The following is a 13,072-nucleotide window of genomic DNA, read 5'->3' as shown; positions in this document are numbered from 1 at the left end:
GTTCAAGTGCTTATGCACCGAACGGCCCACTACGCATTGAACAGATTGTTGTCACGCACCAGCTCGCGGGGGAGGGCATTCTTGACCCGACTCCCCACCCATTTCCCCATCCCCAGGGTATGCCCCTGATAGCGGACGATCACCTCGCCAGTACCATCAACCTGTTCTGGCCAGACATCCCGCCCCATCATGAATTCCCGCGCATTGGCGCTATCCAGCTCGACCACACCCTTGCTCGCTTTATCGCCATAGGCCAGTGCCCACTCATGAGTGAGGCGATAACCTTTCTTGAAGGTCTCGGCCAACTTGATACCGATGCGATCGAAACGCAACTTGCCCTGCACCTGATCAAACCGCTGAGGGAAGAGCCAGATCTCGTCATTGCGGCCAAACAGCTGACCCTGCGGTGCCACCCCAAAGTTGGCTTCGATCTCGCACAATATGGGTTCCGCCTCTTTGGCAGGAAGCGGCGCAAAAGGGAATTTACCCAGCTTGCCCGGCTTGAACATGGTGTTGGGTACCGAGTGATGCTTGCGCAATCTGGCGACGAAAAAGCCCTCACTGTCGAAGATCTGGGGCCAAACGTGCAGGTATCCTTCGGATGTACAGGCCTGCTCTGCATGGGGGAACAGGTCTGCCAACGAGTCAAAACTCAAGGCATCGCCAAACTTGTCCAGCAGGGATTGGCAGACCGCCTGATTCTCCTGCTCACTCAAGGTACAGGTGGAGTAGACCAGTACGCCACCCGGTTTCAAAGCATGGAAGGCGCTCTCCAGTAATCCTTGTTGCACCGCCGCAATCTCGTAGATGCTCTCGATGCTCCAGTTGCGCAGTGCATCTTCATCCTTGCGCACCGTACCTTCACCTGAGCAGGGGGCATCGAGCAGGATGGCATCGAAGGTCTCCGGCAACCACTGGCCAAATACCTTGGCATCAAAATGGGTCATCCCCACATTGGTCACGCCACAGCGCTGGATATTGGCGCTAAGTACTTTCAACCGGCTGCTGGAAAACTCGTTGGCAACCAGCATTCCCTGGTTGTTCATCAGGGCGGCTATCTGGGTGGTCTTGGAGCCGGGGGCCGCTGCAGCATCCAGCAACATGCCATCCGCTTTGATCTTGTCGCTGGCAAAGAGTGCCGTCACCGGCAGCATGGAGCTCGCTTCCTGAATGTAGAAGAGCCCGCTCAAGTGCTCGGCGGTATTGCCAAGTGGGACGGTTTCATCGCTGCGGGTCAGCCAGAAGCCGGTATCACACCAGGGCACAGGGTCAAGCTGCCAACCCAGTGGCTCCATCAGGGCGACGAAATCCGAGACGGCGATCTTCAAGGTATTGACCCGAATGCTGCGGCGCAGCGGACGTCGACAACTGGCCACAAACTCATCCATCGAGAGATGAGCCGGCATGATGGCCGCAATGTGGCGTAAAAAGTAATCGGGAAGGAAGGTGTTGTCGTGCACTGTGCCGTCTCGTTGACCGAAAAAGAGGGGCGATATCCTACCACAAGGCTAAGAATATTCTGAATCTGAACCCTATCAACAGGCACCGGAATATAAAAAAGCCCGGCACTGTGCCGGGCTTGGATGAGATACAAAGGGAAGAGATCAGGGCTGGATACGAGGGCTCCACTCCAGCCACTCTTTCTCGGCTTTGCCGTAGAGCGGATAGCTGTGGCCAGCCTTGACGGTTGGCCCCATCTCTTTCTCCGGCGTATTGAAGGCGATGCCGCCGGCCAGCAAGCTCTGTACTGTCTCGACCTCTATGGTACCGCCGGTCAGCCCGATATCCGCCTTGACCCCGGAGACATTCCAGAAACGGGAGTTGGCCCGCACCAAATGGGCATACTCCTGATCCACGTTAACGTCGATCACCACCTCGCTACCATCCCGAGCCAGCGCCACCTTGGTGACACTGCCCACCACCATCTTGCGAAACAGCAGCGGACTGCCGACGCTCAGGCCATTGACGGAGGGGCTCTTGAGGGTCAGGGCCAGACCCACCGGGCCGACCTGACTCAAGGGGAAGCGATCTTTGCCAGCGCCTTTACCGGGTTGTGCCTCTACAAACGCCCCCTTGATCAGGGTATCGAGGTGAGCGACACCGCCCAGCCCCAGCTTGGCCTGCACCAGAGTAAAGCGGGCGCCGGACTGCAGGAAACGCTCGGCATAGTGACCATCGAGCTCAGCGTTGAAGATCACCTGACCCAGAGACGGCTCCAGCTCGATCTCTTCAATTTTGCCGATATCGACCCCACGATAGCGGATCGGGCTGCCAATCCCGAGCCCCGGATTGCTATCTGCTACCAGTGACAGCTGGCGCACCTTGGCCTTGGCTTGCTCCCTGGAATCGAACAGTTGATGACTGCTGCGGCCATTGGCCAACCGGTCGAACTCGATAGCGCCGCGCAGCAGGGTACCGAGGTTGCCCACCTTGACCTGCACCCCATCGACCCGCACCTTGGTGTCGATGGCCGGTTTTTTCCAAAACTGGGGTTGCTGGGCGAGGAGGGGAGCATAGACGCCATCAATTTCTAGCTCGATCTCGACCCCCTCTTTGGCGGCGAGCAGCTGCTTGACTTTGCCCGCTTCCAGCCCCAGATAGAGCACAGGTGAGCCAATGCCAATGCCATCGGCCTGATCTGCCTTGAGCAACCAGCGCTGCGGCTTGGCATCACGGGTACCGAGCAGTGCCAGCTCCTGACTCGGGTAGAGACGGTTAATCCGCTCGCCACTGCTGGCTTGTACCAGCTTGATCCCGCCCCCCAACCAGGCACTGGCCGGACTGGTTTCTACTTTGATGCCGCTCAGATCGGCATCGATCTGCAGCGGGGCAGCGCGATAGAAGCGGGCACGGTTGAGCAGATGGCCATAGTTCGGCGCCATCACCAGCTCAACGCTGGCATTGCCGCGCGCATCCAGGGTGAGCTGGCTAATACGGCCCACCTGCAATCCCTTGTACCAGACAGGTGCATCCTGATTGAGCCCCGCCAGATCGTCAGCCTGCAGCGTCACCTTGGTGCCGCTCTGGGGGGCGCGATCGGTCAGAGCCATCTTCCGCGCCGGTTTTCCCGCCACATAGTCGAGGCGAATGGCCGGGCCGGAGAGGAGGCGATCTGCATGCTGCACACCGGTCGCGGAGAGGGAGACGCTCTCCCATACCAGTTGGCTCTTGTCGGTAATGCGATAGGCCTGCTCCGGATTGATCAGCGCTGTGACCACACGGCCTTTGTCGGTAAGGCGAATGGGGTCGATACGACCAATCTCGATCCCCTCATAGAGGATGGGCATCCCCTCCTTGACCGGGAGATCGCCAGCCGCAATGTCGATACGCGAGCCGCGTGCCGCTTCCGCCAGCCCTTTATAGAGGACGAAGGTCTGTCCCTTCTCAGGCTCTGGTGAATCTTTGGGTGAATCAAAGGCAATGCCGCCGCTCAGAATGGAGGTGAGGCTGCCAGCCTCCACGCTCACCCCGGCCAGACTGAAGGAGCCCTTGATGCCACTAATGTTCCAGAAGTGGGTATCAGCTTTGACCAGATGTTCGAAACGCGGCTCGATCACCAGATCCAGAATGACGTTCTGGTTGTCCTGACCCAGGCGGGTATTGATGACGCTGCCCACCTCGATACCGCGGAAATAGAGCTTGGCGCCAATCCCCACCGAGCCCAGCGAATCAGCAGTAAGGTGCAGCATGCGCCCCTGAGCCTGATAGCCGGGAGGAGGGCCCTCCAGTGCATCGAAGGTCTCCTCCAGCGGATTGCTTTCACGCCCCGGTTGCAGGTTGATGTAGTTGCCGGAGACCAGGGTATCGAGGCCGGAGATCTCGGTGAGCGACGCCTTGGGGCTCACCAGCCAGAAGTCGGATCCCTTGCGGATCAGTGGTCTGGCACGGCTGTCAATCTTGGCCATCACCGCAATCTTGCGGCCATCTTCAGCCAGCTCCAGCTCCTGCACCACACCGATGGCCACCCCCTGATAACGAACCTGGGTTTTACCCGGCAAGATGCCGTTGCCCTGGGCGAAGTTGATCTGGATAAGTTGGCCACGGCTCAATACCTGCTGATAGAGAAAGCCCCCCGCCAACAGCAGGGCTATCAGGGGTAACAGCCAGACCGGCGATAACCAGCGGCGCTTTTCGATGACGGGTTCAGCCCCGATCATAGTGACTCCTTATTGGCTGGATTAAACAGCACATCAGACAAAAACAGAGAAATCATCAACGGGCCGCCTTGTCCCACAGTAAACGGGTATCGAGCATGCGGGCCGACATCATGGTCAGCACTACCACACCGGCAAAGGCGGTGGCCCCGGGGCCTGCGCGGACACTCAGCAGCACACCCCGATCGACCAGTGCCACCATCAGCGAAATCACGAACAAGTCCAGCATTGACCAGCGACCAATAAAATCGATCACCCGATACATCACCAGCTGGCGCTTGCGCCGCACCGGTTTGGCCCGCTGCAACTGCCAGCAGATCCAGCCCAACCCCAATATCTTGCCCACGGGTACCAGTATGCTGGCGGTGAGAACTATGGTGGCAATCCCGCTCATTTTACTGCGATAGAGCATCATGATACCGCTGAAGATGGTATCTGACTGCAGTAACCCCTTGTTATAGAAATGGGTTATGGGCAACAGATTGGCAGGCAATAACATGAAGGTGGCGAGCGCCAGCAAGCCCCACGACCAGGCGAGGGAGCGGGGAATGCGCACCTGCAATTTGCTACTGCAACGGGGGCAGACTGCCCCGGCTTGATAACGCACCAGCAGACCGCAGGTATGGCAGCGGCAGAGCCCCATCTCACGGGCGCTGGTCATGTTCCGGCTCCTTTAACGGGATCCGCGCCCAGTAGGGGGCGGGGTCAAACAGGATCAGCAGGGTCATGTTGAGCAGCATCAGAATACCGAGGCTGAGCAACCCGCCACCGAGTCGCACATCGGCGATGTCGATCAGTTTGAACAGGGCAACCAGCAGGCTGACGATATAGACCTCCAGCATGGCCCAGTGGCGAAACACCTCGACCAGCTTCAAGGTGACGGGAAGAATGTGCCAACGTTTGGCCAGACCCGAAGCCAGCACAAAGATCCTGCCAATAACCCCACCGGCGCCAACACGGCGCACCAGAGCACCAGGCTGGCCACCCACCATTCGCCCTCGCCAAACAGCACCAGAATACCGCGCAGCAGGTCGGCGTCGGTGTTGACCCCAGCCAGCCGCAGATAGATGAGCGGCTCAAAAAAGGCGGAGGGCAGCAGCAGAAATCCGGTGATGGTCAGGGCCATCAACTGGGAGGGACGAAAGGCATAACGGCCATAGAGATGTTGGTGACAACGCGGGCAGTGGGCATGGCGACGCAGCGGCAGTGCTTTGCGCTGGATCAGCAAGTCGCACGCCGGACAGACAATTACGGAACCGGGCTCCATCATACAATTCAACCTGTTGAAGGAATTGGTGAAATTTACCCTAAAACCGGTTTCCTGTCTTGCCTGCAGCCGGAATGTTACGAAAGTATAATTGACGTTAACGTAAACGTGATATTAGATAGCCAGACTAGACAGGTGAAAGGAGTCATGATGTCCAGTTTGCCCCCCTCGGCAGGCCTGCGCTTTCGCACCGCCCTTGCCAATGAACATCCCCTGCAGATCGTCGGCACCATCAATGCCTATATGGCGCTGATGGCCGAACGCAGCGGCTTTCAAGCTCTTTATCTCTCCGGTGCTGGGGTAGCCAATGCCTCCTATGGCTTGCCGGATCTCGGCATGACCTCCCTCAACGACGTGCTGATCGATGCCGAGCGGATCACCGCCACAACCCGTGTGCCGCTGTTGATCGATATCGATACCGGCTGGGGGGGGGCGTTTAATATCGCCCGCACCATTCGCGCGTTCGAGCGCGCCGGAGTGGCAGCCGTGCACATGGAAGATCAGGTGGCTCAGAAGCGTTGTGGTCATCGCCCCAACAAGGCGGTGGTCACGCTGGAGGAGATGTGCGATCGCATCAAGGCAGCGGTGGATGCCCGCGAGAATAGCGAGTTCGTCATCATGGCCCGCACCGATGCACTGGCGGTGGAAGGGATGGAGTCTGCTCTTGAACGCACCGCTGCCTATGTGGCCGCCGGTGCCGACATGATCTTCGCCGAGGCGGTGACCGAGCTTGCCCAGTACGACCAGTTCAAGCTGGCGGCCAAAGTGCCGATCCTCGCCAACATGACCGAGTTCGGCAAAACCGCGCTGTTTGACAAAGAGCAACTGGCCGCCCACGGGGTCGACATGGTGCTCTACCCGTTAAGTGCCAACCGAGCCGCCAATCAGGCCGCCCTCAACGTCTATCACCATATTCGCCAGGATGGCCATCAACGGGCCGTCGTGGAGACCATGCAGACCCGGGAGTCGCTCTACGACTTCCTCGGATATCACCACTACGAGCAGACACTGGATCGTCTGTTTACAGCCAAGGAATAGGAGGCAGCTTATGGGACAGCAAAAACCGTTGGGCGGGGCCGGTCTGCGCGGTCAAAGCGCAGGGGAGACCAGTATCTGCACCGTGGGCAAGAGCGGCACCGGTCTTACCTATCGCGGTTACGACATCAAGGAGCTGGCCGACAGCGCCCAGTTCGAGGAGGTAGCCTATCTGCTGCTCAAGGGGGAGTTGCCCGGTGAGCAGCAGCTTGACGCCTACAAGCGCGAGCTGCGTCGCCTGCGCACCTTGCCCCAGCCGCTGTTGGAGGTGCTGGAGCGTATCCCCGCCGATGCTCACCCCATGGATGTGCTGCGCACCGGCTGCTCCATGCTCGGCGATCTGGAGCCGGAAGATGGTTTCGAGCATGAGCATGAAGTGGCGGATCGGCTGCTGGCTGCCTTTCCGGGCATTCTGATCTACTGGTACAAGTTCAGCCACGAAGGGGTACGCATCGCCCTCGATACTGATGAAGAGTGTATCGGTGGCCATTTCCTCGCGCTGCTGCACCAGAAAGCGCCGAGCGAGCTGGAGCGTCGGGTGATGCATGTCTCCCTCATCCTCTACGCCGAGCATGAGTTCAACGCCTCCACCTTTGCGGCGCGGGTTTGCGCCTCGACGCTCTCTGACATGTTCTCCTGTATCACCGCTGCCATCGGTACCCTGCGCGGCCCACTCCACGGCGGAGCCAACGAGGCGGCCATGGCGATGATCGAACATTGGCAAGATGAGACGCAGGCAAGGCGCGAACTGCTGGCCAAGCTGGCGGCCAAGGAGAAGATCATGGGCTTTGGCCACGCCATCTACCGCACTTCTGATCCGCGCAACGTCATCATCAAGGAGTGGTCGGCCAAGCTCGCCGAGGCGGTGGGGGATGATCGCCTCTATCGCGTCTCCTGCGAGGCGGAGAAGGTGATGTGGGAAGAAAAAGAGCTCTTTCCCAACGCCGACTTCTTCCATGCCAGCGCCTATCACTACATGGGGATCCCGACCAAGCTATTCACGCCTATCTTCGTCTGCTCGCGGGTCACCGGCTGGTGCGCCCACGTGATGGAGCAGCGCGTGCACAACCGGATCATCCGCCCGAGCGCCGATTATGTCGGCCCGGCCCCCCGTCACTTTGTCTCTCCTACAACAACGATAAGGAAATCACGATGTCCGCCAACGTCGACGTCAACCACAGACCCGAGCCCGATCAGGTACTGGTCGATATTGCCGATTATGTCTGCAACCACCCCATTACCAGCTCTGCGGCTCTCGACACCGCCCGCTACTGCCTGATGGACACCCTTGGCTGTGGCCTGCTTGCCCTGCGCTTCCCCGAATGTACCAAGCACCTTGGCCCCATAGTCCCAGGTACACTGGTACCCCATGGTGCCCGGGTGCCCGGTACCCAGCTCTGCCTCGACCCCGTCAAGGCAGCCTGGGACATCGGTGCCATCATCCGCTGGCTTGATTACAACGACACCTGGCTGGCCGCCGAGTGGGGTCACCCATCCGACAATCTGGGGGGTATTCTCGCCACTGCCGACTGGCTCTCCCGTACTCGCGTGGCAGAGGGCAAGGCACCGCTCACCATGAGCGATGTGCTGGTGGCCATGGTCAAAGCCCACGAAATTCAGGGTGTGCTGGCGCTGGAGAACTCTTTCAATAGGGTCGGTCTCGATCACGTAGTGCTGGTCAAGGTCGCCAGCACCGCCGTGGTGACTCACATGCTGGGGGGCACCCGCGATCAGGTGATTGATGCGGTCTCCCAGGCCTGGGTCGATGGTCAGAGCCTGCGTACCTACCGCCATGCCCCCAATGCGGGGTCGCGCAAGAGCTGGGCGGCGGGGGATGCCACCTCTCGCGCGGTGCGCCTCGCCCTTATCACCATGAGCGGCGAGATGGGCTATCCCGGCGTGCTGAGCGCCCCCAAGTGGGGCTTCTACGACGTGCTGTTCAAGGGCAATCAGTTCGCCCTGCACCAAAGTTACGGCAGCTATGTGATGGAGAACGTGCTGTTCAAGATCTCCTATCCCGCCGAGTTCCACGCCCAGACTGCGGTAGAGTGCGCCATGAAGCTGCACGGTCAGGTGAAGGGGCGTCTGGAGGAGATCGACCGCATCGAACTCACCACCCATGAGTCGGCCATTCGCATCATCAGCAAGGTCGGCGCCCTCAACAACCCGGCCGATCGGGATCACTGCCTGCAGTACATGGTGGCGGTGCCGCTCATCTTTGGGCGTCTGATCGCCGAGGATTACGAGGATGATATAGCAGCCGATCCCCGCATCGACGCGCTACGCGGCAAGATGGTAGTGCAGGAGGACAAGCGTTACAGCCGCGAATATCTGGAGGCGGACAAGCGCTCCATTGCCAACGCCATCCAGATCTTCTTCAAGGACGGTACTCACACCGCCAAGGTGGAGGTGGAGTATCCGGTCGGCCATCGCCGTCGCCGGGAGGAGGGGATCCCGCTGCTGGTGGAGAAATTCCAGCACAATCTGGCCACCCGCTTCCCGGCCAAACGGGTCAACGACATTCTGGCCCTCTGTCAGGATGGGCCGCGCCTTGCCGCCACCCCGGTACACGCCTTTATGGATCTGCTGGTGATCTGACCGATATCTACCGGCAAACAGCGATAAACGAAAAGCGGGCTAATCGGCCCGCTTTGTTATTCTGGCGGCTTATCCCTCGATAAGCCTCACCCCAGCGCACTGCTGTCGCCGTTAAAGAGCGCCGTCATGATGGCCGTCTCGCGACTGGCGATGGTCTCGAGAAACTCGTTGGCACGCCCCATCTGATGACACACCTGATAACCACGCTCGACAAAGGAGAAGAGCTCGCCAAGCCCCGCCAGATGGGCGGGCCCTGAAACCAGCTTGAGGGTTGCCCCCACCAGCGGCTTTCTCGCCAGCCTGTCCAGCGTCATGCCAAGCTCGCTCACCAACGCAATCTGATGTTCCCGGCGCACCTGCTCGCCAACGGCACGATAGGCGATGGTGTAATGATCCGGTGTGATGGGATCAATGCCATCAATGCGCCGCAGCGCCACCACCATCAGATAGTCCAGCTCCTCGGAGAGAGCGTCGAGCTCGATCGCTTGGGCCAGCACCTTGAGGCCGGACTCCGGCAACAGCCGCTCGGCGGTTGGCATCACCCGCATCACATCAGCATCGCGGCGGGCGCAATCCCCCGGGCCATAGAGATCGGTCAGGAAAAACTCGGCGGCGGGGCCGTAGCGGTCACTCTCCAGCAGATCTCGATGGGTGCGCCCCAACCGGTCGGCCTGCCACTGGCGTAGCCGATCCCGATCCTGCTGATCTTCCGGGTGGGCACGCATCTGCTCGCGCAAGGCTGCAACCCGCTTGAGCTGGCGGTATAGCCGACCCAGGGTGCTATCGTCGTCGTGGGCATGTTCTTGATGCGTCATCTACAGCTCTCTGGCCTTGGGCCCATTGATGGGGATTCGGTGATACGAAGATACAAGTGAATGAAAAACAAGCAGCTTTTACTGACCGTTCCGTGACAAGTGTAGCGCGCACGGGGGAGGGAATAAATGCCATGCCCCGCTGATGGCCGTCATCCCTCTCGACTCTGTTAAGTGAGTCCCATTTATGTGAACCATCCTTTCATTTGTTGTGAACATGTGTTTAATATCAATAACTAACTTATGACCCAGAGTAACGACCATGTTCTTCAACTCGCTCGCTGGCAGCAGCGCACTCTCTACCATCCAGATCAGCCGTCAGCATCCGCTGGGATTGGCCGCCGCCCGGATCGCGGCCGAAGCCATCGCTGCGGACATGAGCGAGAGCTATCAACTCGATTGCGAATGGGCAGATGAAGAGGAGACCGAGCTTCGTTTTCGCGGCTCAGGGGTACATGGCACTCTCACCCTGGACGAAGATACCCTGGAACTGGAAGTGCATCTTGGTTTGATGCTGTTGCCTGTACGCAGCGTACTGGAGCAGGAGATCCTCGATTATGTCGACAATCGCTTACCTTGCCCCAAACGTGTTTGAAACTCTTCGTTGCACTGGTTTTAAATAAACTAGCTGTAAACGATGGCTGTTTGAAATAAGTTGGCAAGCCATGTGGCCTGTCAGATTTATTATCCGGCGAGGTCTCGATTCTATTTGTCAGTAATATTTCATCTTTATTTCATATTTCGAGTCGGCACTCATTAATGTCATTCTGATTGCATCAAGTCTTCATCCGGATATGAGGACAGGAGCAATTTGCCGTCTCGGTAAATTCATTTTGTAGGGAAACAACCATGCCACTGAGTGAATTTATCTCCTGCGTCGATACCGCCTGGTTACGCATGGACAGACCCAACAACCTGATGCAGATCATCGGTGTCCTGATGTTTGAAGGAGAGCTTGATGAAACGCGTCTGCGGGCCGGATTACGCCATACCATTTCGGTGCAACCCCGCTTCCATCAGCGGGCCGTGCTGGAAGGGGGCTCCTACTACTGGCGTCATGATCCCGATTTCGATCTCGATCAGCACCTCAAACGAGTGATCCTGCCGGGTGAAGCGGGCAAGCTGGAGCTGGAGAAGCTGGTGGCCGATCTCGCCTCGACGCCGCTCAACCACCAGCGCCCCCTGTGGGATATGCACCTGACCGACACGTCGCTGGGTGGGCAAGCGCTGGTGGTGCGCATTCACCACGCCATGGGCGACGGCTTCTCGCTGGTGCGGGCCATGCTGACCATGATGGATAACACCCCGGAAGGGGCGCCGCGACAACCGTCACCGGAGCAACTGGGTGACAGCGATGACGAAGATGAGGAGGATTGCCACCAGGGCAGCCGTCTGGTGCGAGCCGGTCTCAAGCTGACCGGTAGCCTCTGGTCCAAATATGTCGAAGTGGTCACCCATCCCACCAAGGCGGTGGATTACCTCAAGACCGGGCGCGATCTGGCGAGCGAGCTGTGCAATATCGCAACCCTCGGTGATGATTCACCCTGCCGCCTGCGGGGCAAAACCACCAGCACCAAGCGGGTGGCCTGGTCGGAGCAAATTGATCTGCCGGATATCAAGGCAGTGGGCAAGGTACTGGGCTGCTCGGTCAACGATCTGCTGATCGCTGCCACCGCAGGGGCGTTTCGCCACTACCTGCAGGAGAAGGGGGATGATGCCAACAAGGTCAAGATCCGCGCTCTGGTGCCGGTCAATATGCGAGCACCGGACGATGAGGGGGCACTTGGCAACCGCTTCGGGCTGGTGGCCTTGGACTTGCCACTGGATGTTGAACACCCGTTGCAGCGGCTCTATACCGTGCGTGACCGGATGCAGGCGCTACGCACTTCGCTGCAACCCGTGGTGGTGCTCAACTTGTTACATGCCCTTGGCATGGCCCCCAATGCGGTGCAACAGCAGGCCGTCGAGCTGCTCACGGCCAAGGCCAGCGCGGTGATCACCAATGTGCCCGGCCCGCAGCAGACCCTCTATCTGGCTGGAGCAAAATTGCGTCAGCCGCTGTTCTGGGTGCCGCAATCGGGGGATATCGGCGTCGGTGTCTCCATCCTCTCTTACGATCACAAGGTGCAGCTGGGCCTTATCACCGACAAGAAGCTGGTACCGGATCCGGATCGGGTGGTCGAGCGGTTTGCGGTGGAGTTCGAGCAACTGCTGTTGCTGGTACTGATGGAGCCGGAGCTGTTGTTTGACCCCAACGGACTGGATGCGCTGCTCGGTTGAGCGTGCATTTGATAGACCTGCGGCGGCGTATTCCAACCGGTCAACACCCATCATAAAAGAGGCCAACCCGCGGGTTGGCCTCTTGTTTTGTTATCTATCAGTGGCAAGAGTGGCGGTTAATCCTCCAGCTCTTCCCGCGCAGCCTCCACATCGAGGCGCTCCATGGCATCCATCGGTTCGCACTCGGCCGTTTCGGCATAGAGGGCTTCGGCTGCTTTCAGGCGGCTCTTGCCGTGCAGCATCACCTGTGCGTTGGCGTACTCCATGCGGGCGATAGCCGATTCGGGGATCAGCGCCAACGCCTCCTTGAAGTGACGCTCGGACTCCTCCTTCTTGGCGCCATAGGTGAGGCCGCCGATCATGGCCCCCAACTTGTCGACGATCTCGGCGTGCCAGGCGCCAAAGGCAATATGGGCCTCGGCGTGATCTGGCGCCAGCTCCAGCGCCTTCTCAAGGCTTGCCTTGATCTTGTCGCCAATACCTTGCGAGAGGGCCTTGGAGATGGAAATGACCTGACTGTAGCGACCGAGGGCCAGCGCGTGGAAATACCAGGCATTTGCATTCTTGGGCTGGCGCTTTTGCAGCTTCTCGGCATGGCTGGCCGCCCGCTCGAAGGCGGCGCGCTTGGCATACTTGTCCTCCAGCAGGTAGCTGGCATGGATCACCAGCGCTTTGTTCGCCACATTGAGGCCCTCCTCACCGGCCGCTTCGCCAAGGGCGACGGCCCGGGCAAAATCCCCGGCATGATAGGCCCGCCAGGCATCCTGTACCTGTTCATCTTCGGGCCAGGGTTCGGCATCCCCCTGATGGAGACGATCCCAGTTGTCCGCCAGCTTCTGGCCAGCATAGTCATAGGCCGCATCCGCGTAGGGGAAGGGGACAAATTCGAGTTGTGAAGTGGTCATGCTTGTTCTCCCTGTAGCATG

Annotated in this window: 9 protein-coding genes and 2 pseudogenes; 5 read left to right on the top strand and 6 right to left on the bottom strand. The window is 59.3% G+C overall.

The window, feature by feature from the left end; genetic code table 11:
- Window positions 1-29 precede the first annotated feature (29 nt).
- The 4 genes and pseudogenes from rsmF to ACTG2B_RS10495 all read right to left on the bottom strand — a co-directional run bounded on the left by rsmF (window position 30) and on the right by ACTG2B_RS10495 (window position 5,424).
- Window positions 30-1,460 carry a 16S rRNA (cytosine(1407)-C(5))-methyltransferase RsmF gene (gene rsmF, locus ACTG2B_RS10510; protein ID WP_439995690.1) on the bottom strand — a complete coding sequence of 477 codons (1,431 nt, stop codon included), beginning with the start codon at window positions 1,458-1,460 and terminating at the stop codon, window positions 30-32.
- Between the two features lie 144 nt (window positions 1,461-1,604).
- Window positions 1,605-4,157 carry an MlaD family protein gene (locus tag ACTG2B_RS10505; protein ID WP_439995689.1) on the bottom strand — a complete coding sequence of 851 codons (2,553 nt, stop codon included), beginning with the start codon at window positions 4,155-4,157 and terminating at the stop codon, window positions 1,605-1,607.
- A 55-nt stretch (window positions 4,158-4,212) separates the two neighbouring features.
- A complete protein-coding gene (locus tag ACTG2B_RS10500) occupies window positions 4,213-4,815 on the bottom strand; it encodes a paraquat-inducible protein A (RefSeq protein ID WP_005333132.1) in 603 nt (200 codons plus the stop codon).
- Window positions 4,799-5,424, bottom strand: a pseudogene (locus ACTG2B_RS10495) (paraquat-inducible protein A). Before ACTG2B_RS10495 ends, ACTG2B_RS10500 begins: the two are co-directional and overlap by 17 nt.
- Before the next feature lie 147 nt (window positions 5,425-5,571).
- On the opposite strand from ACTG2B_RS10495, the gene prpB reads away from it, so the two are divergent.
- The 3 genes and pseudogenes from prpB to ACTG2B_RS10480 all read left to right on the top strand — a co-directional run bounded on the left by prpB (window position 5,572) and on the right by ACTG2B_RS10480 (window position 9,054).
- Window positions 5,572-6,459 (top strand): methylisocitrate lyase, encoded by an 888-nt coding sequence (gene prpB / locus ACTG2B_RS10490; RefSeq protein WP_439995688.1) that lies wholly within the window; start codon window positions 5,572-5,574, stop codon window positions 6,457-6,459.
- A gap of 10 nt (window positions 6,460-6,469) precedes the next feature.
- A pseudogene (gene prpC / locus ACTG2B_RS10485) lies at window positions 6,470-7,598 on the top strand (bifunctional 2-methylcitrate synthase/citrate synthase).
- Window positions 7,599-7,608: 10 nt separating this feature from the next.
- Entirely contained in the window at window positions 7,609-9,054 is a 1,446-nt protein-coding gene (locus ACTG2B_RS10480) for a bifunctional 2-methylcitrate dehydratase/aconitate hydratase (protein ID WP_439995687.1), read from the top strand.
- A gap of 86 nt (window positions 9,055-9,140) precedes the next feature.
- Here the strand turns inward: ACTG2B_RS10480 and ACTG2B_RS10475 are convergent, their stop codons facing one another.
- Complete coding sequence (locus ACTG2B_RS10475) at window positions 9,141-9,869, bottom strand: FFLEELY motif protein (RefSeq protein ID WP_429200411.1); 729 nt, start codon at window positions 9,867-9,869, stop codon at window positions 9,141-9,143.
- Between the two features lie 259 nt (window positions 9,870-10,128).
- Here ACTG2B_RS10475 and ACTG2B_RS10470 point away from each other — a divergent pair, with 259 nt between their 5' ends.
- A complete protein-coding gene (locus ACTG2B_RS10470; RefSeq protein ID WP_100645872.1) occupies window positions 10,129-10,461 on the top strand; it encodes a polyhydroxyalkanoic acid system family protein in 333 nt (110 codons plus the stop codon).
- A 254-nt stretch (window positions 10,462-10,715) separates the two neighbouring features.
- Window positions 10,716-12,146: a wax ester/triacylglycerol synthase family O-acyltransferase gene (locus ACTG2B_RS10465; protein WP_100645871.1), complete on the top strand. Its 1,431-nt coding sequence runs from the start codon at window positions 10,716-10,718 to the stop codon at window positions 12,144-12,146.
- Between the two features lie 116 nt (window positions 12,147-12,262).
- Here ACTG2B_RS10465 and ACTG2B_RS10460 read toward each other — a convergent pair whose 3' ends face one another.
- Window positions 12,263-13,051 carry a hypothetical protein gene (locus ACTG2B_RS10460; RefSeq protein ID WP_439995686.1) on the bottom strand — a complete coding sequence of 263 codons (789 nt, stop codon included), beginning with the start codon at window positions 13,049-13,051 and terminating at the stop codon, window positions 12,263-12,265.
- Window positions 13,052-13,072: the final 21 nt, after the last annotated feature.

This window comes from Aeromonas sp. 30P (assembly GCF_051919805.1).
Classification (GTDB): domain Bacteria; phylum Pseudomonadota; class Gammaproteobacteria; order Enterobacterales; family Aeromonadaceae; genus Aeromonas; species Aeromonas veronii.
The sequence above is the reverse complement of the archived record's forward strand: the minus strand, read 5'-3'. Positions and strand labels throughout refer to the sequence as shown.